General features: G+C 60.7%; 16 protein-coding genes and 1 pseudogene. 8 read left to right on the top strand and 9 right to left on the bottom strand.

The window, feature by feature from the left end; translation table 11 throughout:
- Positions 1-722 precede the first annotated feature (722 nt).
- A pseudogene (locus tag GGD61_RS26350) lies at positions 723-6,592 on the top strand (AAA family ATPase).
- A gap of 285 nt (positions 6,593-6,877) precedes the next feature.
- Positions 6,878-8,443 (top strand): allophanate hydrolase, encoded by a 1,566-nt coding sequence (atzF, locus tag GGD61_RS26345; RefSeq protein ID WP_312012738.1) that lies wholly within the window; start codon positions 6,878-6,880, stop codon positions 8,441-8,443.
- Between the two features lie 97 nt (positions 8,444-8,540).
- Here atzF and GGD61_RS26340 read toward each other — a convergent pair whose 3' ends face one another.
- The 5 genes from GGD61_RS26340 to GGD61_RS26320 form a co-directional block, all read right to left on the bottom strand.
- Positions 8,541-9,230, bottom strand: a complete 690-nt coding sequence (locus GGD61_RS26340) for a Crp/Fnr family transcriptional regulator (RefSeq protein ID WP_246786054.1) — start codon at positions 9,228-9,230, stop codon at positions 8,541-8,543.
- 104 nt (positions 9,231-9,334) lie between these two features.
- Positions 9,335-10,210 (bottom strand): ABC transporter ATP-binding protein, encoded by an 876-nt coding sequence (locus tag GGD61_RS26335; RefSeq protein ID WP_104462102.1) that lies wholly within the window; start codon positions 10,208-10,210, stop codon positions 9,335-9,337.
- Positions 10,198-10,977, bottom strand: a complete 780-nt coding sequence (locus tag GGD61_RS26330; RefSeq protein WP_245323115.1) for an ABC transporter permease — start codon at positions 10,975-10,977, stop codon at positions 10,198-10,200. The genes GGD61_RS26335 and GGD61_RS26330 overlap by 13 nt, the downstream gene beginning before the upstream one ends.
- Positions 10,974-11,972, bottom strand: coding sequence for an ABC transporter substrate-binding protein (locus tag GGD61_RS26325; RefSeq protein WP_183231544.1), 999 nt, complete (start codon positions 11,970-11,972; stop codon positions 10,974-10,976). Before GGD61_RS26325 ends, GGD61_RS26330 begins: the two co-directional genes overlap by 4 nt.
- Before the next feature lie 338 nt (positions 11,973-12,310).
- Entirely contained in the window at positions 12,311-13,270 is a 960-nt protein-coding gene (locus tag GGD61_RS26320) for a fatty acid desaturase (protein ID WP_183231543.1), read from the bottom strand.
- Positions 13,271-13,761: 491 nt separating this feature from the next.
- On the opposite strand from GGD61_RS26320, the gene GGD61_RS26315 reads away from it, so the two are divergent.
- Positions 13,762-14,658 carry a LysR family transcriptional regulator gene (locus tag GGD61_RS26315; protein ID WP_092252081.1) on the top strand — a complete coding sequence of 299 codons (897 nt, stop codon included), beginning with the start codon at positions 13,762-13,764 and terminating at the stop codon, positions 14,656-14,658.
- Positions 14,659-14,664: 6 nt separating this feature from the next.
- On the opposite strand, the gene GGD61_RS26310 is transcribed toward GGD61_RS26315, so the two are convergent.
- The 3 genes from GGD61_RS26310 to GGD61_RS26300 all read right to left on the bottom strand — a co-directional run bounded on the left by GGD61_RS26310 (position 14,665) and on the right by GGD61_RS26300 (position 18,309).
- A complete protein-coding gene (locus GGD61_RS26310; RefSeq protein ID WP_092252079.1) occupies positions 14,665-15,744 on the bottom strand; it encodes an isocitrate/isopropylmalate dehydrogenase family protein in 1,080 nt (359 codons plus the stop codon).
- 109 nt (positions 15,745-15,853) lie between these two features.
- The gene (locus GGD61_RS26305; RefSeq protein WP_092252077.1) at positions 15,854-17,335 is read right to left on the bottom strand and encodes an aldehyde dehydrogenase; all 1,482 of its coding nucleotides are present in this window, start codon (positions 17,333-17,335) and stop codon (positions 15,854-15,856) included.
- A 35-nt stretch (positions 17,336-17,370) separates the two neighbouring features.
- Complete coding sequence (locus tag GGD61_RS26300; protein ID WP_092252997.1) at positions 17,371-18,309, bottom strand: NAD(P)-dependent oxidoreductase; 939 nt, start codon at positions 18,307-18,309, stop codon at positions 17,371-17,373.
- On the opposite strand from GGD61_RS26300, the gene GGD61_RS26295 reads away from it, so the two are divergent.
- Positions 18,292-18,609 carry a hypothetical protein gene (locus GGD61_RS26295; protein WP_177236892.1) on the top strand — a complete coding sequence of 106 codons (318 nt, stop codon included), beginning with the start codon at positions 18,292-18,294 and terminating at the stop codon, positions 18,607-18,609. The genes GGD61_RS26300 and GGD61_RS26295 overlap by 18 nt on opposite strands.
- Positions 18,610-18,911: 302 nt before the next feature.
- Positions 18,912-20,243 (top strand): MFS transporter, encoded by a 1,332-nt coding sequence (locus tag GGD61_RS26290; RefSeq protein ID WP_092252075.1) that lies wholly within the window; start codon positions 18,912-18,914, stop codon positions 20,241-20,243.
- A 107-nt stretch (positions 20,244-20,350) separates the two neighbouring features.
- Here the strand turns inward: GGD61_RS26290 and GGD61_RS26285 are convergent, their stop codons facing one another.
- Positions 20,351-20,863 carry an Lrp/AsnC family transcriptional regulator gene (locus tag GGD61_RS26285; protein WP_092252073.1) on the bottom strand — a complete coding sequence of 171 codons (513 nt, stop codon included), beginning with the start codon at positions 20,861-20,863 and terminating at the stop codon, positions 20,351-20,353.
- 135 nt (positions 20,864-20,998) lie between these two features.
- Here GGD61_RS26285 and GGD61_RS26280 point away from each other — a divergent pair, with 135 nt between their 5' ends.
- The 3 genes from GGD61_RS26280 to GGD61_RS26270 are packed head-to-tail and all read left to right on the top strand — an operon-like array spanning position 20,999 to position 23,535.
- Complete coding sequence (locus GGD61_RS26280; protein ID WP_143109001.1) at positions 20,999-21,262, top strand: hypothetical protein; 264 nt, start codon at positions 20,999-21,001, stop codon at positions 21,260-21,262.
- Complete coding sequence (locus GGD61_RS26275; RefSeq protein ID WP_092252995.1) at positions 21,259-22,518, top strand: 3-methyl-2-oxobutanoate dehydrogenase (2-methylpropanoyl-transferring) subunit alpha; 1,260 nt, start codon at positions 21,259-21,261, stop codon at positions 22,516-22,518. The genes GGD61_RS26280 and GGD61_RS26275 overlap by 4 nt, the downstream gene beginning before the upstream one ends.
- Before the next feature lie 3 nt (positions 22,519-22,521).
- Positions 22,522-23,535, top strand: coding sequence for an alpha-ketoacid dehydrogenase subunit beta (locus tag GGD61_RS26270; RefSeq protein WP_092252071.1), 1,014 nt, complete (start codon positions 22,522-22,524; stop codon positions 23,533-23,535).
- The last annotated feature ends 1 nt before the right edge of the window (position 23,536 follow it).

The raw sequence follows: 23,536 nt of genomic DNA, 5'->3' as shown, positions 1-23,536 counted from the left end.
TGTTACCACTCGCTTCAATCCTCGGAATGAGCTGCGACAACCGAGGCCCTTGGGTGCAACAGAAAAGCGATAGTCCTGCGATTCCAATAATTTATCCTAATCGCTCAATGGGATGAAGCACGAAAATGTGCACTCCAAACTAGACGAAATTGCACACGTTTCTACCCGTTCTGACCTCTCAGTATATACGCGCGAACTCGCGCGCAGCCGTCGGTCGTCGCCATGTTGATGGAGGAGCACAAGCGGAAGGAGCAGAGCCGACCCGATGACGCCGGATGCGATCGACTGATTGCCAGGCTACTTCGTCAATCTGAAGCGCCCTGCTTCCACCTTGATCAGAAACGCCGAGCGCTCGTCGTAGTCGTTGTGATCGGTTGCGCTCGTCGTGGGCAGGTCTGGTAGCATTGCGCAGTCAAACCGAAGCGAAGTTCGGCACGACGTTGCATTGAAGATGCAACAAGCGATGTGATGTCAGCGGCTGACGTGCCCCCGCGCGATCCAGACCTCTTTCCGATAGCGCTGAGCGGGCATAAACCAGTGATTGCGAGAAACGTCTGCGGACGATCCGCGCCGCTTCTTCGCGGTGCTTTGGCAGCTCCAGCTTAGGCTGGGCACACCTACGCGTTTGTGGCAGATTCAGAGCCTAGGAAAGCACCTCCTCACCCAGCATTGGGTCACTTGGAGGCTTCCGGTTGAACCCCATCGTTTTCGGTTCGACGCGCATGGACAACAGGTTCCAAGTGCTGTGGGAGGACGATGCCCGCATCTTTTGCCGGGCTTTGTGTCCGGATTCCGATACCACCTGCAGAGCTGTATTGGCGGTACTTCCCAAGGCGAAGCACGCTTCGTCCGGCATCCTCGATCGGCTCGCTCACGAGTTCGAACTGAAGGACCAGCTGGATGGCGCGTGGGCAATGCGGCCGCTCGGGCTGGAGTACGACGGTGGTCTCCCTGTTCTGCTGCTTGAGTATCGTGGCGGCCAGCCGCTCGAGCAGTTGCTTGGTGCGCCCATGGACATCGAGCCCTTTTTGCGACTAGCAATCGAGATCGCGAGCGCCTTGAACAAGGTGCATCAGCGCGGCCTCGTTCACAAGGACGTTAAACCGGCGCATATACTGGTAAACTGCGACGACGAACGGATCCGGTTCACCGGCTTCGGTATCGCTTCGCGCCTGGTCCGCGAGCGACGCACGCCCGGGCCGCCCGAGTTCATCGTGGGCACGCTGCCTTACATGGCACCCGAACAGACCGGCTGGATGAACCGCTCGATCGATTTCCGTAGCGACCTCTACTCGCTTGGTGTGACGCTCTATCAAATGCTGACTGGCTCGCTGCCATTCACCGCAGCACATTCGATGGAGTGGGTACATTGCCATATCGCGCGAAAGCCCGTACCGCCCAACGAGCGCCTGGGCACTGTACCGACTGCAATTTCGGCCGTAGTACTCAAGCTGCTCGCCAAGTCCGCCGAGGAACGTTATCAGAGCGCGCCGGGCCTTGAGCATGATCTACGCCGCTGCCTGCATGAATGGGAAACCGGACGTCGGATCGAAAACTTTGCACTCGGGCAATATGACACGCCCGACCGACTGCTGATCCCCGAAAAGCTCTATGGAAGAGACCGCGAGATTGAAATCTTGCTGGGCGCGTTCGACCGCATGCTCAAGAGCGGCGCTCCGGAATTGGTGCTGGTTTCCGGCTATTCCGGCGTGGGCAAGTCCTCGGTGGTCAATGAGCTCCATCATCGGCTTGTTCCGTCGCACGGACTGTTCGCATCGGGCAAGTTCGATCAGTACAAACGCGATATTCCGTATTCGATGCTGGTCGAGGCATTTCGGAGCCTCGCGAGGTCTCTTCTAAGCAAGAATGACGTCGAACTCGCGAACTGGCGCCAAGCCTTTCAAAATGCGCTGGGCGCAAATGGCCAGCTTGTTGCCAACCTGATTCCTGAATTGCGGCTGATCATAGGAGAGCAGCCTCCCGTTCCTGATCTCCCGCCACCGCAGGCACAAAACCGCTTTCATCACGTACTGCGGCGCTTCATAGGGGTATTCGCACGTTCCGAGCATCCGTTGGTACTTTTCCTCGACGATCTTCAATGGGTCGACGCCGCCACGTTGGATCTCATTGAGGATCTGTTGACCCGGACCGATCTGCAATACCTGATGCTGATCGGGTCCTTTCGGGACAACGAGGTCACCGCCGCCCATCCGTTACGGCGTCGGCTTGAAGCCATACAGAACGCTGGCGCAAACCTACAACAGATCATCCTCGCGCCGCTTGCCGGCGAACACACTTCGCACCTGATTTCTGATGCTCTAGGCTGCGATTTGCTGCATGCGGCGCCGCTCGCGCATTTGATCCACGACAAAACGGCCGGCAATCCATTCTTCGTGAATCAGTTCCTCCACGTACTTGCGGCAGAAGGCCTCGTCCGCTTTGATCATGATGCGAGGTGCTGGTGCTGGGATCTGGATCGCATTCACGCTAAGGGGCACGCCGACAACGTCGTGGATTTGATGATCGCAAAGCTGGCACAGCTGCCGGCTGACACACAGAACACGCTGCGAGAGTTGGCCTGTCTCGGAAATTTCGCCGAAACCACGACACTCTCGGTCGTCCTCGGGCTCTCCGAGCAGCAGGTTCATGCGGCGCTCTGGGAGGCGGTCCGCCAGGAATTGATCGAGCAACAGGCTGACGCCTTTAGGTTTGTCCACGACCGCGTACAGGAAGCCTGCTATTCGCTGATCCCGGAGTATCAACGCGCGGCGCTCCATCTGCGAATCGGGCGGCAATTGCTGGCGCAGACATTCGGGGAGAAGCGCGAGAAGGCGATCTTCGCAATCGTCAATCAGCTCAACCGCGGCGCGGCCTTGATTACCTCGCGAGATGAACGTGTACAGCTTGCGGAGCTCAATCTGACGGCCAGCCTGCGCGCGCGGGCGTCGGCGGCCTACGCGGCATCGCTCAATTACGCCGTAACTGGTGCGGCATTGTTACCGCACGACCGTTGGGAGAGCTTCCAGCGGCTTGCTTTTTCGCTCGAGTTGCATCGCGCCGAATGCGAGTTCGTGACCGGCGCTGTCGTTGAGGCGGAACAGCGCCTACAGGAACTGACGACGCGAATCTCGAGTGCAACCGACCTTGCAGTCGTCGCACGCCGGCTGGTGGATTTGTATACGGCGCTAAGCAAGCCGGACCGCGCTGTGGGCGCCGGTCTTAGCTGTTTGGAGCAACTCGGGATTCGATGGCTGGCCCACCCGAGCAATGATCGCGTCCGACAGGAATACGAGCGCGTCCGATCTCGCCTCGGAGACCAAGCCATCGAGGAGGTGTTGGATCTGCCGCTGATGACCGACCCGCTGGCACTGGCCATGTTGGATCTTTTGACGGCCCTCATGCCGCCTGCATTCTTCACCGATACGAACCTTCGCTCGCTGGTGGTCATCAAAGCGGTGGATTTCAGCCTGGAGTGGGGGAACAGCGATGCTTCCTGCGTTCCCTACGTCATGTTCGGCGCCATTGCCGGCGCGCGCTTCGACGACTATGAGGCGGGGCTTCGATTGAGCCGTATCGGCACTGAGCTGGTCGAGCGGCGCGGATTTTCGCTTGTTCAAGCGAGGACCTACCTGAACTATGGCAACCTTGTCCTTTCATGGACAAAGCCCCTCCGGCACGCGCGAGACGCGTTTCGACGCGCATTTGAGGCGGCGAGCAACAGTGGCGATATCACGTTCGCTGCCTTCAGCTGCGCCAGCCTGAATACAAATTTCCTTGCTGCGGGCGATCCGCTTGCAGACGCACAACGCGAAGCCGAGCACGGATTGCGATTGACCGAGAAGGCAAAATTTGCGCTGATCGGCGACATCATAAAGCCGCAACTCGGGCTCATCCGGATGCTGCGTGGCCTGACGCGGCGGTTCGGCGCTCTTCACGACAACCAGTCCGACGAGCTTCGGTTCGAGCGGCATTTGGCTGGTGATCGGGCGCTCGCATTACCTGAGAGCTGGTACTGGATACGCAAGCTGCAAGCGTGCTTCTTTGCCGGCGACTATGTGTCGGCCGCCGCAGCCAGGGCTCGGAGCCTACCGTGGTCACCACCTCAGCTATTCGAAACGGCGGAATACGAGTTCTATGCAGCATTGGCCCACGCTGCATGCTGGGATTTGGCCGCCCCCGAAGAACAGCAAAGGCACTTTGAAGCGCTGACGGTCCACCAGCAGCAACTCGAATTGTGGGCGCAAAATTGCCCTGAGAGTTTGCGAGTCGCGCTGTCCTCGCCGGCGCAGAAATCGCCCGCCTCCAAGGCAGAGAGCTCGACGCGGAGCGTCTCTATGAACAAGCCATCCGCTCCGCCCGCGGCAACGGCTTCGTCCACCACGAGGGACTCGCTTACGAAATGGCCGCCCGCTTTTACGGCACGCGTGGCTTCGAAGAGTTTGCTCGCATCTATCTGCAAAATGCGCGCGATTGCTATGTTCGTTGGGGGGCGGACGGCAAGGTGCGGCAACTTGAGGACATCCATCCGCACCTCAAGGAGGTGAGATCAGAGCCCGGCCCGATGAGTACCATCGGGGCGCCGGTCGAGCATCTCGACCTCACTACGGTGATCAAGGTGTCTGAAGCGGTATCAGGCGAGATGGTCTTGGAAAAGCTCATCGAGACGCTGATGCACACGGCCATTGAACAAGCAGGCGCTGAACGGGGTCTGTTGATCCTGTCGCACGAGAACAACGAGCCGCGCATCGAGGCGGAAGCCACGACAACCGGCGAGAGAGTGACCGTCGAACTGTGCGATGCAGCGGTGACCGAGGCTCTGGTTCCGGAATCTGTTCTCTATTACGTAATGCGGACCAGAGAGTGCGCTGTTCTCGAGGATGCCGCCTGCCAACCTCCTTTTGCTACGGACCCCTACCTTAGTCAGCGCAAGCCTCGTTCCATTCTTTGCCTGCCTCTCATCCACCATGGGAAGCTTATCGGGGTGCTCTACCTTGAGAATACACTGACGCCCCACGTTTTCGCACCCGCGAGACTTGCTGTTCTAAAACTTCTCGCCTCACAAGCGGCAATCGCGCTGGAAAATGCGGCTCTGTACCGCGATGTCAGAGAACGCGAAGCGAAGATCCGCCGCCTTGTCGACGCCAACATCATTGGGATCATCATCTGGGAGCTTGAAGGTCCCATTCTGGAGGCCAATGACGCGTTTCTGCGCATCGTGGGCTATGACCGTGAGGATCTCGCCTCTGGTCGCCTGCTCTGGACTGCCCTGACACCGCCGGAATGGCTCGACCGGCACGAACGATGGTGGATCCCGGAACTCAAGAAGATGGGGAGAGTACAGCCGTTCGAGAAGGAGTATTTCCGTAAGGACGGAAGCCGCGTGCCGGTCTTGATCGGAATGGCTGCGTTCGACGACCAACGGGACCAAGGTGTCTCCTTTGTCGTCGACCTGACGGAGCGAAAGCGGTCCGAAGAGGCTCTGCGGGAGAGCGAAGAGCGTTTTCGTACTCTCGTGCAGTTCTCTTTCGACGTGTACTGGGAATCAGATGCGGACCATCGCTTCATCCGCCAGGAGTTCGCCGAAACCGTTGCTGACGCCCCCACATCGAGCTCTGAACTTGGTAAAACGCGCTGGGAAGTGCCCTACTTGGAGCCCGACGAGGAGGCTTGGCGCATGCATCGGGAGACGCTCGATGCCCACCTGCCGTTCCGTGACTTCGAGCTCGCGCGCCCTACGGCCGACGGCCGCAAGCGCTACGTCTCCGTCTCCGGGATGCCGGTTTTCGACAAGTCCGGCCAATTCATCGGCTATCGCGGCGTGGGACGCCACATCACCGAACAGAAGCTCGCCACGGAGGCCCTGCGCGAGATGCAGACGGAATTGGCGCATGCCAACCGCCTCGCCACCATGGGCGAACTCACGGCCTCGATCGCCCACGAAGTAAGCCAGCCGGTCGCCGCAGCTTCCATGAATGCTGGTGCGGCCGCGCGGTTCCTTGATAGAGACCCACCCGATCTCGAGAGGGTCAGGCAATCACTAGACTGGGTCATTAACGATACTGCGCTCGCCAGCGACATCATCCAGCGAATTCGCGATCTCATCAAGAAAGCACCGCCCCGGAAGGATAATTTGGATATTAACGAAGCGATCCGGGACGTGATTGAGCTTACCCGCGGCGAAGCGATGAAGAACGGCGTCTCGGTACAAACGGAACTTGCAGACAGCTTACCGCTTGTGGAGGGCGATCGTGTCCAATTGCAGCAAGTGGTCCTTAATTTGATTGTCAATGCAGTCCAGGCAATGGGCACCACGGCGGACGACGCGAGAAGGGTGCTTATCACCACCGGTGAGGCCGGCCCAGATCGTGTTCTTGTCGAGGTGCAGGACTCGGGACCGGGGTTGGCAGTGGAAAATCTCGAGCACGTCTTCACCCCCTTTTACACGACGAAGCCGAGCGGGCTCGGGGTAGGATTGTCCATCTGCCGTTCGATTATCGAAGCTCATGCCGGGCGCTTGTGGGTGACGCCTAACCGGCCGCGCGGAGCGACTTTTCACTTCACCGTGCCGGTCCATCCCGCAGACTCTTCCTGATCATCGCCTGCCCGTGCTTCTCCACGATAGGACGAGTCCGACTTCCCCAGGCGGCGAGCACTCGCAGCAGGGCGGCGTCCGGAGAGTGAAGTTATGAATCCGGCCGTAATCAGGGTCGCAAGCAGGGCTGAGCGCGTATGTTGCACGCGGACGCCATGATCGGGGAACGGCAAACGAAAGAGCAGTGTCGAATGGTGACGAATCGGATTTCGGCACCTCTATCCGATAGGGCTTCTTTTCGAGCTGACGCAATTGGTGCGTTGGCGAATGGGCAAGGGAAGTGCAGTGAACGTGGTCGAATTCCACGAAAAGCGCAGGAAAATCAACGAATCTGATCCATACCCCGCCGCTCATAACTGTGTGGTTGCAGGTTCGAGTGCCGCCGGTGCGGCAGAGGCGCTTAGTTGCTTTCACTGCTGGGCAGCGGCTTCATATTTATGGGGTCATGCCCCTCAGGAGTTTTATTCCGTGCCGCAAGCTATCTTATCCGCGCAGAGTCGGCCTCTACGTTCGCCTGCCGAGCTATCCTCCATCATCACAACCGTCTATGAGCGCATCGAACGGGACCGGCACCGCAACTGCTGGATCTATGTGCGGCCCATAGAAGAAGCGCTGGCCGAGGCTGATGCCCTTGTACAGCGAGCGGAGAAGGGTGAAGTCCTGCCGCTTTTTGGCGTGCCATTCGGCGTCAAGGACAATATTGACGTTGAGGACATGCCAACAACAGCAGCCTGTCCGTCATTCGAGTATGTGGCTGCGCGATCGGCCAGATGCGTCGAGAGTTTGACGGCCGCAGGTGCGATCTGTCTCGGTAAGACCAACCTGGATCAGTTCGCAACCGGACTGTCCGGCACCCGCTCCCCCTATGGCGCCTGTTCCAGCGCGGCCAACGATCTGTATATCTCCGGCGGCTCGAGTTCCGGTTCGGCTGCGGCCGTAGCATCCGGCCATGTTGCCTTCGCTCTCGGCACAGATACCGGCGGCTCGGGCCGGATTCCCGCAGGCTTTAATGGGATCATCGGGATCAAGCCCACCGTCGGCCTCGTCTCATCCCGGGGGCTCGTGCCGAACTGTCCGACGCTCGACTGTCCCTCGATCTTCTGCAATTCCATTGCCGAAGGTCGACTTCTGCTCGAGTTGATCGAAGGATTCGACGATACCGATCCTTTTAGCCGCCAACGGATTGCCTCGTCCTCCCCATCACCTCGCAAATTCCGATTCGGCCAGGTCTCTGTCGGTCATCTGAATTCATTCGGCATGCCGGAATGCAATGAACTGTACGGGCAGGCCTGCGCGAGACTTTCGGGACTGGGAGGCCAAGCCAGGCAAATTGACTTCGCGCCTTTCGCCGAAGCCGGTGAAATGCTCTTTTCAGGGCCTTGGATTGCCGAACGTCATGCGGCGATCAGCAAGCTCCTGGACGTCGATCATGGAGACCTGCTTGACGTCATCCGCAACGTGCTGGGCGCAGCGGCCCGGTTTTCCGCAATAGATGCGTTCGCCGCGCTACATCGACTTTTGAAGCTGCGACGCCAGATCCAATCGATTTTCGAGGAGATCGATGTCCTGGTGGTACCTACCGCGCCACGCCCCTTCACGATCTCGGAGATGATGGAAGATCCCGTCACGCTCAACAGCCGCCTCGGTTACTACTCCTATTTTGCCAATCTCGTGGACTTGTGCGCGGTGGCAGTTCCCAACGCAACGCTCGGCAACGGCATGCCGATGGGCATCACTTTGCTAGCGCCTGCGTGGCGTGACCATGCTCTTCTCGACCTTGCCGAGCGATGGCTGCCCGATGGGAAGGCTGCGCTGTTCGATCTAAAAGTATATCCGAAGGCCGCGTCCTAACGCGCGATGCGATTAGGATGAATCGTCATCGCGCCTTAGGTTGTTGTTTAAGCATGATCTTTTCGGAAAACCGCTGCACACTTTTCCGGATCATGCTTTAGACGACTTCGAGATCGAGAGCGCGCATATTGAGGATCACAATCAGGCCCCGGTAATAACGGATGACGCCCCTTGCCTGCATACGGGAAAGCTGCACTGTCACCCATTGGCGAGTTGAGCCGATCAGATTGGCGAGATCACCATGTGTGAACGGGATCCCGATCACGATCTCACGGCCTTGCTGCGAGCCGTAGATATTCGAGAGAAAAACCAGCAGGCGATGCAACCGCTCGGTCACCGAGCGGGTCCCTAGCATTTGCGCCATGGCCGAGTAGCACCGTGCCTTGAAGGCGAGCGCATCCAACAGCGCGACCGCGATACTTGCTGATTGATGCGCCAGCGCGCGCAAGGCTGGGCCGGGTAAGAACGTCACCCGACTCCGTTCCACTGCAACCGAAGACCATACGTGGGCACCAGTACCGAACAGATCCGGGCCGCCGACGAAATTGCCGGCGAACCAGTAGGCCAGCGTCACCTCGCGTCCGGAAGGAGCCGCGTAGTAGCTGCGAATACGACCTTCTTCGATCAGATAAATGCCGTTCTGCAGATCGCCCTGACGCCAGACGTGCTTGCCTGCTGGCAGGACCTCCTCACGGCCGATGGCGAGGACACGACGCCGGTCAGTCTCACACAACGGATCCAACAAGCCGGGCAGCGACCCGACCAGAGCATCCGATCCCGCCAGCATGATGCCTGTCGTATTCCTAAGACTTGCTACTGACATCTGCTCGCTCCCTTGTCGCTGGAAAGGGAAAACCATTCAAGAGCCATGCCAGATCTGTCGTCAGGCGCTTACATCCTGATTTCCATTTGCTCGAAAGCCCGGCGGCCTTCCGAGCGGATCAGGTCAAGGCAATCCCGCTTGAGGGCGAGATAGGCAGCCTCCGCAACGATGGCGCTGGAGCGCGGTCGCGGCAGGCTTACCTGAAGATCCTTGAGGATGCGGCCGGGTCCCGCGCTCATGATCAGAACACGGTCAGAGAGAAGGATCGCTTCATCGATGTCGTGTGTGACGAAGACGATGGTTGCGTTGATCCGCTCGCGGAGCTCGAGCAGATTGTCCTGCATGACCGCCCGGGTCTGGGCATCCAGCGCTCCGAACGGCTCGTCCATCAACAGTACGCGCGGCTGGTTGGCGAGGGCACGGGCAATCGCAACCCGCTGCTGCATGCCTCCCGATAGCGTGTGCGGATATGCCGACGCAAATCTGGTCAGTCCGATCATCTCGATGAGGTCGTCGGCAATCCGCAGCGCCTCCGCTTTCGGCTTGCCGAGGGCGCGGGGCCCATGCGCGATGTTCCGGCGCACCGATTTCCACGGAAACAGATGTGGCTGCTGGAAGACCATCCCAATCTCGGGCCGTGGCTTGCGCATTGCTTCGCCGGCGATCAGCACCTGGCCTTCGAACGGCCGCTCGAGGCCGGCCATTGCATTCAGGAGCGTGGACTTGCCGCAGCCGGATGGACCGACGATCGAGACGAACTCTCCCTGGGCTACCGCCAGGGATACGCGGTCGACCGCGATGACCTGTCCGCTCGGCGCATCGAAGACGATGCTCAAATCCTCGACCCGGATGATCGCCTGACGGGCCGGGGCGGATGGCGGGTACGTATCCACGAGCCTGAGCGGCTGGTCCGGACGAAGCAAGCTCGGGGTCATCGCCACCACACGGCACGTTCGGCAAGAGTCGCAAAGGAACGGTCAGCGATGAAGGAGAGCAGGCCGAGTGCCGCCAACCCGCCCATGACCTGACCCGTTTGCATGTTCTGTTGCGCAATTTCGATACGATAAACGATACCGGCGAACGCTCCCGCCAACTCGGCGGCGACCAGTGTGTAGAAGGAGATGCTCACCGCGGTCCGAAGACCGACCGTGATATAGGGCAGCGCGCCAAGAAGGACGATCTCCCACAGCATCTGCGGCTGCGGCGTGCCGAGCATCTGGGCGGCACGGATAAGGCCGTGGTCGACTTTCTGCACCCCTATGTGGGTCGCGAGCCATACCGTGAAGAACACGCCCCAAACGACCAGGAAAAGCTTGCCTGTCTCCGAGAGGCCAAACCAAAGGATGACGATCGGCACGAAAGCTATGGGAGGAATTGGGCGAAGGATGTGGAACAAGGGTGAAAGCAGGCTGGACACCAGCTGGAACCGGCCAGTCAGGACGCCGAGCACGATCCCGCCCGCGGCCCCGATCGCAAATCCCGCGGCCACGCGCGAGAGGCTCGCCATCAGGTCGGCGAAGAATTGTCCGCTGCGAATCCATTCGAGAATGGCGACAGCGACGGTCGATGGCGGCGGAAACAGCACGGTGTTCACAATGCCGGAGCGAGCAACCAGCTCCCACACGCCTGTGAAGATAGGCACCGAGAGGACGGCGACCAGTACGCTCAGCCGTGCAGTCGCGCTCGCACTGCTACGTCTGCCGACGCTCACGGGCGCGCCTCCAGTGTGACGCGGGCTGGATCGACCGCCTTGAGCGGCGCCGTCACCAAGACTTTCGAGAAATCGGGCATAGTCGCTCCAGGGGGATGATTGCCGGTCTCGAGCCGCCAGGTGGCATGGGTTTTCAGAGTCGCGAGAAGCTTGTCGTCGAGGCGCACACGGTAAACATAGTCCGGCCAGATCGCAGCCAACTCGTCGCGTTTCATCCCGGTCGCTGCGGCGATGACGTCGATCGCTTCATCCGGATGCGCCTTGAGCCAGCCCTCGGCTTCGATGAGGGACGCCAGGAACTTAGTGACGATCGCCGGATTGGCCGCGAGGTAAGATTGCGTAACGACAATGTTGAAGGTCTCCGAGTAGATACCTTTGGTCTCAAGTGGGGTCGCGCCTTCGCCAAGAGCCTTCTTCGCATTCGCGACGTGCGGCTCCCAGGTATCGAACGCATCGATGCTCCCGGCCGCCATGGCGGGAACCATTTCCTGAGGTCGCAGGTTGACGAGTGTCACGTCCTTCGACGTCAGGCCCGCCGCTTTCAACAGAACCGACGTGTAAACTTCGCTGCCGGTTCCAGCCGTAAAGGCAATTCGCTTTCCACGCAAATCAGCCTTCGTCTTGATGCCGGCAGAAGCCGCGGTCATGGTCTTAAGATCCGAATATTCCATCCCCGCCACGAAGGCGATGGGCTGTTGCGCCATCGCGGCCGCCGTGACCGGCGCCTCGGCGGTTGTCGCGATATCCGCCCCTCCCCCAAGCACCGTATCGAGGCACTGCTTCCCGCTGGTGAAATTGGAGACCGAGATGTCGAGCCCCTGCTTCGCAAAAATGCCTTTCGCATTCGCGACGATCGCCAGTCCCGAGATCGGCCCGAGATTCTGGGCGAGCCGCGCCTTCAGCAATTCTTCGGCTGTCGCGCACTCGGGCGTCGCAAACAGGAAGGACGCAGATAGGACAAACGCGGCAAAGCGAAGAGCGGTTGTTGATCGCATGCCAAACCTCTGTGATGCCGGCGATCGGAGTGATCGACCGTGACGACAGGGTCGTCTGAAGACGGGAGACCGTGAAGCAATTAATCGACAAGGCTCGACGCTGTCCAATTTTCCCGCAAGTAGGCCAACTCCCGACTGTGCCAGGACAATAAATTCATCACGCTGCCCACACCTTGGGCGCATCGTGGCTGAGGCTGATCTGTTCGGGCCCGGAGCCGCCTCCCGAGATGCGGAGAAGGCGCCTGGTGGGACCCGTGTTCGCAGTGCGGGCGGCATTTCGGCGCCGCCGGCTGCGGCAACGGCACCCTGCTGCCTTTTCATGAAGCCGCGATCCCGGTTCAATCAGAACCGATGGGACTTTCGATGCCGTTGCGTGCGCGGCGAAACCAGGCCCACGTCTGCCGCGTCACTGCGATGTAGCCTGGGCCCCGGTAGACGATCTGATCGGCGACGATCCGGTTCAGTTTCGGCAGCGCATGGAACGGAATCGAAGGATAAGCATGATGCTCGACATGATAGGGCATGTTCCATGCAAACCAGCGCACGAACATGGCGGTATAGGTGGTGCGGGTATTCTGGAAGGCGCTGCGCGTGCGATCGCAACCGGTGTGTTCGGCAAGAAGATACGGACGCAGAAACAATTGACCGACGATCACGGGAATGACCCAGACCCACAACAGGATCAAGGTGTGCAGCGCGACCGATGCCAGCAGCAGCGCGACGTAGCCTGCCAGATGGAAGCGAGCTTCCGTCACGACGATGTGGCGCTTGCTTTCCGGAATCCAGGGCGACGTGGCGTTTCCGGTCAACGCGTGGCGAAGCATCAGCCGCACCCGGAAGGCAACCTGCCGCAAGCCGCTGTAGACGATCACCAGTTGCGCGTCCGAGGTCGGGGTCGGAACCGACAGCAGTTCCGGATCCCTGTTTGGATCCTGCGTATAGCGGTGATGATCCCAGTGGAACAGGCAGTAGTATTCGTAAGGCAAGCCGACTGCGAACGAGGAGAGATGACCGAAGGCGAGATTAAGTGCGCGGCTACGAAACGCCGTCTTGTGGGCGGTCTCGTGTACCACCATGAACAGGAATGCGACAAAGTAGCCTTGGACGACGACCAGCGGCAACGCCCAGACTATTCCGTATCGCGACGAGGCCAGCCAGATCAACGCGCCGACAACGACAATGATACCGTAGTGGCTGGCCGCACGGACCAGGCCTTGCCAATCGGACCGCACGGACAAATCGCGCAGCATAGCTGGAGTCAGTGGCTTTTCTCCGGTGGCAGTGATCGCGTTGCTCATGATCCTAGCCGCCTCCTTCCGGGTGATCGCGCTCGTGCAGACGCTGGAATTCGTCAAGCACATACCGACCCTAGGGAGCGACGCCGCAATGCAGAAGCAATTAATTTCGCGGGCGTTGGTCACCGGCATTCGAGATGCGGCCCTCGCCTCACCGCATTGGCCGTCACAAGATATTTGTTGATCTCTCGGTGCACATGTCGTGCACACGCAGCCTTCTAACCGATTGATAAACTTGAACTCTCACTCCAATCCATCATGAGCCCATTTGAGCTAGCTAAAGCCAAAGCAATTCAAGCCGATCAAACGCGGTCCTTCGTTCACCTAGCTTGCGCTACGAGCATCTGCCTCAATGAATCTGGAACTATGCTGCAGCGCGAGGGCGCCTTGTTTTCGTGAAGACGGCAGCCTATTCCGACAGATATACATGTCGATCGGCGCTGGGTTCGTTCCACATTCCAGAATCGCGCAAGAACCCATCGAGGTATTAGGACTTGCCGAACATCAATCTCAAGCTGCTCCACACCTTCCTCCTCGCCGCCGAGCACGAGAGCTTCCGCAAGGCTGCAGAAGAGTCCAACCGGTCTCCTTCTGCGGTGAGCATGCAGGTCCGCGACCTGGAGGAGCAGATCGGCGTTCTTCTGTTTCGCAGAACGCCGCAAAAGGTGCTGCTCACCGCCGAGGGTCGAATCCTGTTTGAACAGGCAAAGCGCGCACTTCAGGAAGTCCAGTCTGGGCTCGATCAGCTGACGGAATCAGCTCAGTCTCGCAGCCGTCATATTCGAATGGCCTGCGTTCCGACGCTGGCGTCCGGATGGCTTCCTAACATCCTTGCAACGTTCAAGGTCCGTCATCCGCGAAGCCAGGTGCAGCTCATGGAGATCTCCACCGCGCCCATGCTTGAGCTGCTGAAGCGGCAGGATGTCGAGTTCGGTATTGGTCCGGAGGTCCCCGACATGGGAGACTATGAGTTCGAGCCAATCCTTGAGGATCCCCTTGTTGCCTGCGTACCAGCAGTGTTCGACGAGGGCCAATCGAGCACCAGCTTCGCCGATCTGGTCGAAAAGCCGGTCATCCTGTTGTCGAAAACGACCGCGGTTCGAGGATTGATCGACGAGACGCTGGAGACGCTTGGCGTCCGCCTCGACGTGCAGTTCGAAGTCCAGGCCGCCACGACGGCACTCGCCCTCGCAGCGTCCGGCCTCGGCATCGCAATCGTACCGCGGGTCGCGCTGGTTCAGGCCGGCGTTCAGCAATTTCGGGTAGTCCCGATCTCCGATTACGTCAAGCTTCGCCGGATCGGCTTGATCACCACGCGCGGCCCAGCTCGGCGTCCGAACACCGAGCAACTGATATCATTGATCCGTTCGAGTCTGGCTCAGCTTCGCTGACCGCACTCAGAGCAACTTCAGAAGTGCATCGACAACTTGATTGGTCGTCGCATTGCCGCCGATGTCGCGCGTCCTCAGCGTAGCGTCTTCCAACCCGGCGCGTACGGCAGCTTCGATCCTGTCGGCCCCAAGCCGCAGCCGGCTGTCCCGATAGCGCTGATCCAGACGCCTCAGCATCAGAATCGACGCCAGGATGGTCCCATAGGGATTGGCAAGTCCCTTCCCGGCGATGTCCGGCGCCGAGCCATGCGAGGCCTGAAAGAAACCGATCCCGTCCCCAACCTCTTCCGATGGCGCCATGCCCATGCCGCCGACAGTCGCCGCACCGAGATCCGAAATGATGTCGCCGAACATGTTCTCGGTGACGATCACGTCGAAGTGCGACGGCTTGTTGACGAGATGAACCGTCATCGCATCGACGAGGACGTGCTCGGATTCGATGTCGGGATAGTCCTTGGCGACTTCGTCGAAGACGGCGCGGAAGAACGCATAGGTGCGCAACACGTTGGCCTTGTCGCAGCACGTTACGCGGCGCCGTCCGTCCTTCGGCGAACCGTTTCGCGTCCTGGCAAGCTCGAAAGCGAACCGGACGATTCGCTCGATACCTTTTCGGGTCTGGACCAGCGTATCGACCGCAACTTCCTCTCGCAGCAGCGCACCCGCACCGCGCGCAGCGTACAGTCCCTCGCTGTTCTCCCTGACGATGACGTAGTCGATCGACCCTGGACGCCCGAGCGGAGACGGTACCCCGTTGTAGAGCTTGATGGGCCGCACGTTGGCAAACAGATCCAGCTTGAAGCGGAGCGTCAACGTGAAATCCAGCCCGGCTTCGGTGCCGTCCCGGTGAACCACACCGGGAATGCCGGCCGCCCCGTGGAGAATGGCGTCCGCCGCGCGACAGCCCTCGAACGAGGCCAACGGAAAGGAGTCTCCCGTTTCGAGAAAGTGAGTGGCGCCCGCCGGGTATTCCACGAACTCGAGCGTACCGGTCTGGACACCGGTTTGCAGCACCGCAACCGCCGCACGACCAACCTCGGGTCCAATTCCGTCGCCATGCACGACGGCAATCTTATATGTGTCCTTCATGATACTCGCTCGATAGATTTAATCTTGTGGTGGTAGCGTCACTTCCCTCGCCGCACCCCGCCGGCACAGCAATTGCCACGACCGGCCGCGAGCTGGACGAATGTCCGGCTCAGTCCAGCTTGATCCAGACCCCCTTCGTGTTCAGGTATTCATCAAGCTGCTCGGTACCGCCCTCACGGCCATAGCCGCTCATCTTGTAGCCGCCGAACGGCAACGCGGGATCGATGGCGTGATAGGTGTTCACCCAAACCGATCCAGCACGCAGGCTCCGCGAGAGGACGTGCGCCTTGCTGACGTCGCGCGTGAAGACGCCCGCCGCAAGCCCGTACGGCGTCGCATTGGCTCGGTCCACGGCCTCATCCAGCGTATCGAACGGCAGGGCGGAGATGACGGGACCAAAGATCTCGTCGCGGGCAATCTGCATGTTGTCGGAGACGCCGGCGAAGACAGTCGGCTCGACGAAGTTACCCTTCGCGAAACTCCCCTCTCTCAGTCTCCGGCCTCCGGTCACGACCTTGGCGCCTTCATCGCGTCCGCTGTTCAGGAAGCCTTCGACCTTGTCGAGCTGCCGCTCGGAAACGAGAGGTCCGATCTCCGTCGTGGGATCAGCTCCATCACCGATTTTCAGGGCCGAGGCAAATTTCCCCAGCCGCTCGACCAACTCGTCATGGATCTTCCGCTCGACGAACAGCCGGGAGCCCGCGATGCAGATCTGGCCCGAATTGGCAAAGGCGGCCATCGCGGCGATCGGCACGGCCTTGTCGAGGTCGGCATCGGCGCAGACGATGACCGGCGACTTTCCGCCAAGCTCGAGCGACACCCGCTTGAGGTTGCCGGCCGACGCGCGAATGATCGCCTGGCCGGTGGCCGTGGATCCGGTGAAGACAATCTTGTCGACACCGGGATGTTCGGCCAGAGGCGCACCGGCCTCCGAGCCGGTCCCGGTTACGACGTTGACGACGCCGGGAGGTACACCTGCCTCATTCATCAGATCTGCGATCAAGAGCGGCGTCAGCGGTGCCTCTTCGGAAGGCTTGAGCACGATGGTGCATCCGGTCGCGAGCGCAGGCCCGATCTTCCAGACCGACGCAGCCGTTGGGGCGTTCCAGGGAATGATCGCGCCGACGACGCCGACGGGCTCCTTCCGTGTGAACGAGACGATGTCGCCCGGAAGCGAATTGTCGATCGTCTGCCCATGAATCGCGGTCGCCATGCCGGCGTAGTACCTGAGCATGCCGAGCACGCGAAGCTTGTTCGCCCGCGTCCTGACGATCGGCATGCCCATGTCGGCCGTGTCGGACCGGCTGATCTCCTCCCAGTGCTTCTCGAACAGATCGGCAATACGCAGAAGCAGAGCCTGTCGCTCGAACGGCTTGAAGCGGCTCCATGGTCCCACGAAGGCGCGACGGGCAGCGGCGACGGCGATGTCGATGTCGCCGGCATCTCCACGCGGGACACGACCGATCACCTCACCGGTCGCAGGGTTGCGCGTCTCGAAGACCTGCCCCGAGCGGGCCTCGACCCACGCGCCATCGACGAACATCTTGCGAGTTCGACCGTCTACGGGAAATCGGATATCAGTCTTTGTCATTGGGTCAGTCTTCCCTGTCTCAACACTCATTCTCTCTAGGCCGCTGGTTTCGTCTTCCGAAGGAGCCGAGCCAGGTCGGAAATGTAGGCTTGACCGTGGCCGCTCTCGACCACGGCCGCAATGGCAGTGCCGACACCGTCTGCGATCGCTTTGGATGCTCCGGAATTGCTCGCCATCGTCTGGTAGTAGGAGATATCCTTTAGCGCATTATCGATAAAGAACGGGACCGCGCCGGCGTCGGCCATCGCAATTGCCGGGGCCATGCGCTGAAGCGCAACGCCGGCCCCTCCGCCCTTGGCGAGAACATCGACGAAGATTGCCGGATCGATGCCCGCATCGGCAGCGTGTGCGGCAGCTTCGCCGAGCAGCGCCATGAATCCGATCGACACGTAATTATGGAGCAGCTTGAGCCGATGGCCAAAACCCACCGGGCCGACATGCTCCACACCCTCTGTGAAAGAGGCAAGAACTGCGCGGACGCTGCGAAGATCGGCTTCCTCGCCGCCAACCAGAAGGTTCAGCGTTCCCTCTTCCGCGTGCCTGGCGGTGCGCGTCATGGGCGCATCGAGGAAGTGTCCACCCGCGGCCCGGACGGCGGCAGCCATTTGCACCGTCGATTCCGGCAGCGCCGTCGAACAGTCGACAATGATGGTCCCTTTGCGGAGGCGAGATAGAACGCCCGTCGTGCCGGTGAGGATCGCTTCGACCTGGGGGGAACCCGTCACACAGAGGATGATGACATCCGAAGCGTCCGCGACGTCGCCGGGAGACTTGCAGGCCGACGCCCCGAGCCCGATGAGATCGGCCACCGGCTGATTGCCCGGATGGTCGAGGAAGGCCAGAGGAAAGCCGCCCCGCACCAGGACGTTCTTCGCGATTCCATGGCCCATCAGGCCGACGCCGATAATTCCGACTCTCAGCATGGTCATCTCATTCATCGCACATGCAGGCCTCTGGTGAACGGCGGCGTGCATGATCTGCTGCTCGGTCGCCTGGATCTCCTCGGCGGTCTTCCCGCACTTGGCGACAGCGATCCGATCCGAGAGCGCGAGCACTTCCGGCAGATAAGAGCGCGGATCACGGCGACAACAGCCGAGCCCGCATCCGCAGATGCTCCGCACGGCTCATTGTTCGGCGCAACGTTGCGGGCACCGCCCCATGGCGCGTTACCGGATCTGAAGACCGGTGCGAGCCGTGCTCTTGCGCTGGATGGGCCGCTTGCAACCATCGTTTCCTCGCTTGCGACAGGCTTCCTTTTTGGTGGCGCAAGATGAGCGGCGTCTCCCGGTGCCATGCAAGGCGCTTTTTCTGACCCCCCGTTTGGTTTTTCTGATCTGCCGGCGTTACCCCTGGGGCCAGAAAACCCCACGGGATTACTTCCGTCATGCCGACGGGCGTCGACGATCCAACGAGGGCCGCAGTGTCATCCGGACATCGGCCCGTGAGAAAAACTGACACCCCGTTCAGAATTACTGCGCTACGCCGGCATTGCTTCAGCACTCCGCCGAGAATTAGATCCACACGTAGCAATCATAACGAAGCCAAGTCGACTTGGCGGACAGACGGGGAAACTACGATGAGTCAGACCACCACCTATGCCGGTGCCGCCCGCGCCGCCAAGTCGGAGATCGAGACCTCGACCATTCGCGCCATCTCTTGGCGTTTGATCCCGTTCCTGGTGCTGGCCTACTTCTTCTCCTATCTCGACCGCGTCAATCTCGGCTTTGCCGCGCTGACCATGAATGCGGATCTGAAATTCTCGCCGCTGGTGTTCGCTTGGGGCGCCGGCATCTTCTTCATCGGCTATTTCATCTTCGAGGTGCCGAGCAATCTCGCGCTGGAGAAGTTCGGCGCCAGCCGCTGGATCGCCCGTATCATGGTGACCTGGGGCATCATCTCGGCGCTGATGGCGACGGTCAGCGGCGAGACCAGCTTCTATGTTCTGCGCTTTCTGCTCGGGGTCGCCGAGGCCGGTTTCTTCCCGGGCATCATCCTCTATCTCACCTATTGGTACCCGGCCGAGTACCGCGGCCGCTTCATCGCAGCTTTTGCCATCGCAGTCCCCGTGTCCACCGTGATCGGCGCGCCGATCTCAGGCCTGCTGCTCGGGCTCGACGGCCTCATGGGATTGAAGGGCTGGCATTGGCTCTTCATCATCGAGGGCCTTCCATCGGTGCTGCTCGGCATCGTCACCTGGTTCTATCTCACCGACCGGCCGGAGAAGGCGGATTGGCTCTCGGTCGAACAGAGGGCTTGGCTCAAGGCCAAGCTCGATTCTGAGGTTGCGGCCAAGAAGGCGGTCAAGCACCTGTCGCTCGGCGAAGCGCTGTCCTCGCCAAAGGTGATCGCGCTGAGCGCGATCTATTTCGGCTTCGTCGGCGCTCTCTACGGCATGCAGTTCTGGCTGCCGCAGATCGTCAAGGCGTTCGGGTTGACCAACGCCCAGACCGGCTTCGTCACCGCGATCCCGTATCTGTTCGGCACCATCGCGATGATCCTGTGGGCGCGGCATTCGGATGCCACCCGTGAGCGCGTGATGCATGTCGGCGCGCCGCTGATCCTGACCGCAATTGCGCTCGCCGTTTCCTCCTATCTCACCGATCCCACCATGACGATGGTGGCGCTGACGGTGGCTGCTGTCGGCGTATTCTGCTGCTTTGGAGTGTTCTGGACCCTGCCGACAGCCTGGCTTTCGGGAACGGCGGCGGCCGGCGCGATCGCACTGATCAACTCGATCGGCAATCTCGCCGGCTTTGGCGGTCCTTATCTGATCGGCTGGGTCAAGGAAGCGACAGGGCAAACCTCGACAGGGCTGCTCGTGCTCGCGATTCTGCCCTTGATCGCCGGCATCCTGGTCTTCGTCGGCGGGCACGAGAGCAAGCACGAGTTCGCCGAGCCGGGGCGGTAAGCCTTTCCAGCATCGCCGGAGCAAATGCGAGGCCCATGCCCCAACTTGGGGTATGGGGGGACTCAACGTCAGAAGCGATTAGGCGCGACGGAGTGCCTGATCCCTTACTAGACCTGGACCGAGGTCAGCTTCTTCAGGCAGCGCAGCGCAAACGACGACCGGCTGTGGCGGATGCCAGGGATGCGATAGAGCTTTTCGCGCAGGAAGCGTTCATAGCCGGCGGTGCTTTCGACCGCGACCTTCACGATGTAATCGTAATCGCCGGTGGTGAGATAGGCCTCGATCACCTCCGGCAAATTCGTAAGCAATTGGCCAAAGCGCTCGAGCATCTCCTCGTCGTGGCGGTCGAGCGTCAGCTCTATGATGACCGTTTCGGGCAGGCCAAGCTTGTCCTGATTGAGCAGCGCGACGTAGCCATCGATATAGCCCTGCGTCTCCAAACGCTTCAGCCTGTTCCAGCATGGCGTGGTGGAGAGCCCGATTCTGTCGGCGAGTTGCGCCGTCGTCAGGCGCGCATCCTGCTGCAAGGCACGCAGGATCTTGCGGTCGACCTCGTCGAGCCGAAGTGCATCCTTGCGCGGAGCTTTGACGGGTCCTCTGGCACGTCCGGTCGATGCCATACCAAGAATCCTATTCTCGCTTTGCTATTCATATTTGGAAAATTCTTACCGCATTTGTAGACTATACCCAGTTCAAAAGAACGACAATCCTGGCTTTTGCCAGTACGATGTGCTTACCAAAATGAGACGCATGCGGTGTTTGTTCTCGAACTGCAGACCAGCAATATGCACGCCGCACTCGGCCGCCTGCTCGACCAGACCCGTGTCGCAGGGCTGCCGCTTGCTGCTCTCAGTGCGCGGGCGGATGCGAATGCCTGCCGCATCTCGGCTTCCATAGACATCAATGACCGCGACGTCATCGACCGGCTCGTTCGGCGCGTTGGTGCGTTATTCTGCGTCGATGCAATCGAGGTGAGAGGTGAAAGCCAATGCCCGACCCCAACCTCATCCGTGACATGATCCCGCAAGACGGCGCGGCTCCATCCGCCGAGCATCCGCCACTGAGGCTGCACGTGCCGGAGCCCGCGGTTCGCCCGGGTGGCACGCCCGATTTCTCCAACATCCGCATTCCGCGCGCAGGCCATGTCAATCGTCCCGACGTCGACGTGGATGCCGAGACGATTCGTGATCTCGCCTTCTCGGTTATCCGCGTGCTCAATCGCGACGGCGAGGCCGTCGGTCCCTGGGCAGGTGCGCTCTCCGACAACGAACTGCTCGAGGGCCTGCGTCACATGATGACGCTGCGTGCGTTCGATGCGCGCATGCAGATGGCGCAGCGTCAGGGCAAGACCTCGTTCTATATGCAGCACATGGGCGAAGAGGCCGTGAGCTGCGCCTTCCGCAAGGCGCTCAATCCGGGGGACATGAATTTTCCGACCTATCGCCAGGCCGGGCTTTTGATCGCCGGCGGCTACTCCCTGGTCGAGATGGCCTGCCAGATCTATTCCAACACACACGATCCCCTGAAGGGGCGCCAGCTGCCCGTGATGTATTCCTCAAGGGAGCACGGCTTCTTCACGATCTCGGGAAATCTTGCCACCCAATACATTCAGGCGGTCGGCTGGGCGATGGCCTCGGCAATCAAGAACGACACGAAGATCGCGGTCGCCTGGATCGGCGATGGCGCAACGGCCGAATCCGACTTCCACGCGGCCCTCGTGTTCGCTTCGACCTATCGCGCGCCGGTCGTACTCAACATCGTCAACAATCAATGGGCCATCTCGACCTTCCAGGGCATCGCGCGAGGTGGCTCCGGCACGTTCGCGGCGCGCGGCCTCGGCTTCGGCATTCCGGCTCTACGCGTCGACGGCAACGACTACCTCGCCGTCCACGCGGTTGCGAAATGGGCGTGCGAGCGTGCACGCCGCAATCTTGGCCCGACCCTGATCGAGCACGTGACCTATCGCGTCGGCGCCCACTCCACCTCGGACGATCCCGCGGGCTATCGGCCGAAGACGGAGTCCGAAGCGTGGCCCCTCGGAGATCCCGTGATCAGACTGAAAAATCATTTGATCGTGCGCGGGGCCTGGTCGGAGGAACGGCACAAGCAGGCCGAGGCGGAGATCATGGACACAGTGATCGCGGCGCAGAAGGAGGCCGAGGGCTACGGCACGCTGCATTCACCTCAGCATGCCTCGGCGCGTGACATGTTCGAAGGCGTGTTCTCGGAGATGCCGCCGCACCTGCGACGGCAACGCCAGGAAGCGGGAGTCTGAGCGATGCCGCGCAAAACCATGATCGAGGCGATTCGCGAGGCCATGGATGTGATGATGTCGCGCGATGACGACGTCGTCGTGTTCGGCGAGGACGTCGGCTATTTCGGGGGCGTGTTTCGCGCCAGCCAGGGCCTGCAAGCGAAATACGGAACGAGCCGTTGCTTCGATACCCCGATCAGCGAGCTCGGTATCGTCGGCATCGCAGTGGGCATGGCGGCTTACGGCCTGAAACCCTGTGTCGAAATACAGTTCGCCGACTACATGTATCCGGCTTACGACCAGATCGTCTCCGAGGCTGCGCGGTTGCGCTATCGCTCCAACGGTCAATTCACCTGCCCGCTCGTGGTGCGCATGCCGACCGGCGGCGGCATTTTTGGCGGCCAGACACACAGCCAGAGCCCGGAAGCTCTGTTCACGCATGTCTGCGGTATCAAGACGGTCGTGCCGTCGAACCCACGCGACGCCAAGGGCTTACTGATCTCTGCGATCGAGGATCCCGATCCCGTGATCTTCCTCGAACCGAAGCGGCTCTATAACGGTCCATTCGACGGTCATCACGACCGGCCGGTAACGCCGTGGTCGAAGCATGATCTCGGCGAAGTCGACGACGGACATTTTGCAATTCCGCTCGGCAGCGCCGCGATCCGCAGGCCGGGTGAGGCCGTCACCATCCTCGCCTACGGGACGATGGTGCACGTCGCCGAGACCGCCGCGACCGAATCCGGCATCGATGCCGAGATCATCGATCTTCGCTCGCTGCTGCCTCTCGATCTCGACACCATCGAAGCCTCGGTCAAGAAGACCGGACGCTGCGTCATCGTGCACGAGGCGACGCTCACCTCTGGCTTCGGTGCTGAGCTCTGCGCATTGGTCCAGACACGATGCTTCTATCATCTGGAATCCCCGATCGTGCGTGTCGCCGGATGGGACACGCCCTACCCGCATGCGCAGGAATGGGACTACTTTCCGGGCCCTGCGCGTGTCGGCCGCGCATTGATCGAAACGCTGGAGGCTTGAG

This window comes from Bradyrhizobium sp. SBR1B (genome assembly GCF_014198205.1).
Lineage (GTDB): Bacteria > Pseudomonadota > Alphaproteobacteria > Rhizobiales > Xanthobacteraceae > Bradyrhizobium.
The sequence above is the reverse complement of the archived record's forward strand: the minus strand, read 5'-3'. Positions and strand labels throughout refer to the sequence as shown.

Excerpts from the sequence above, each read along its gene's own strand:
- GGD61_RS26340 (WP_246786054.1), bottom strand. The coding sequence starts at position 9,230 with ATGCTGGCGGGATCGGATGCTCTGGTCGGGTCGCTGCCCGGCTTGTTG.
- GGD61_RS26325 (WP_183231544.1), bottom strand. The coding sequence starts at position 11,972 with ATGCGATCAACAACCGCTCTTCGCTTTGCCGCGTTTGTCCTATCTGCG.
- GGD61_RS26320 (WP_183231543.1), bottom strand. The coding sequence starts at position 13,270 with ATGAGCAACGCGATCACTGCCACCGGAGAAAAGCCACTGACTCCAGCT.
- GGD61_RS26310 (WP_092252079.1), bottom strand. The coding sequence starts at position 15,744 with ATGAAGGACACATATAAGATTGCCGTCGTGCATGGCGACGGAATTGGA.
- GGD61_RS26305 (WP_092252077.1), bottom strand. The coding sequence starts at position 17,335 with ATGACAAAGACTGATATCCGATTTCCCGTAGACGGTCGAACTCGCAAG.
- GGD61_RS26300 (WP_092252997.1), bottom strand. The coding sequence starts at position 18,309 with ATGCACGCCGCCGTTCACCAGAGGCCTGCATGTGCGATGAATGAGATG.
- GGD61_RS26290 (WP_092252075.1), top strand. The coding sequence starts at position 18,912 with ATGAGTCAGACCACCACCTATGCCGGTGCCGCCCGCGCCGCCAAGTCG.
- GGD61_RS26285 (WP_092252073.1), bottom strand. The coding sequence starts at position 20,863 with ATGGCATCGACCGGACGTGCCAGAGGACCCGTCAAAGCTCCGCGCAAG.
- GGD61_RS26275 (WP_092252995.1), top strand. The coding sequence starts at position 21,259 with ATGATCCCGCAAGACGGCGCGGCTCCATCCGCCGAGCATCCGCCACTG.
- GGD61_RS26270 (WP_092252071.1), top strand. The coding sequence starts at position 22,522 with ATGCCGCGCAAAACCATGATCGAGGCGATTCGCGAGGCCATGGATGTG.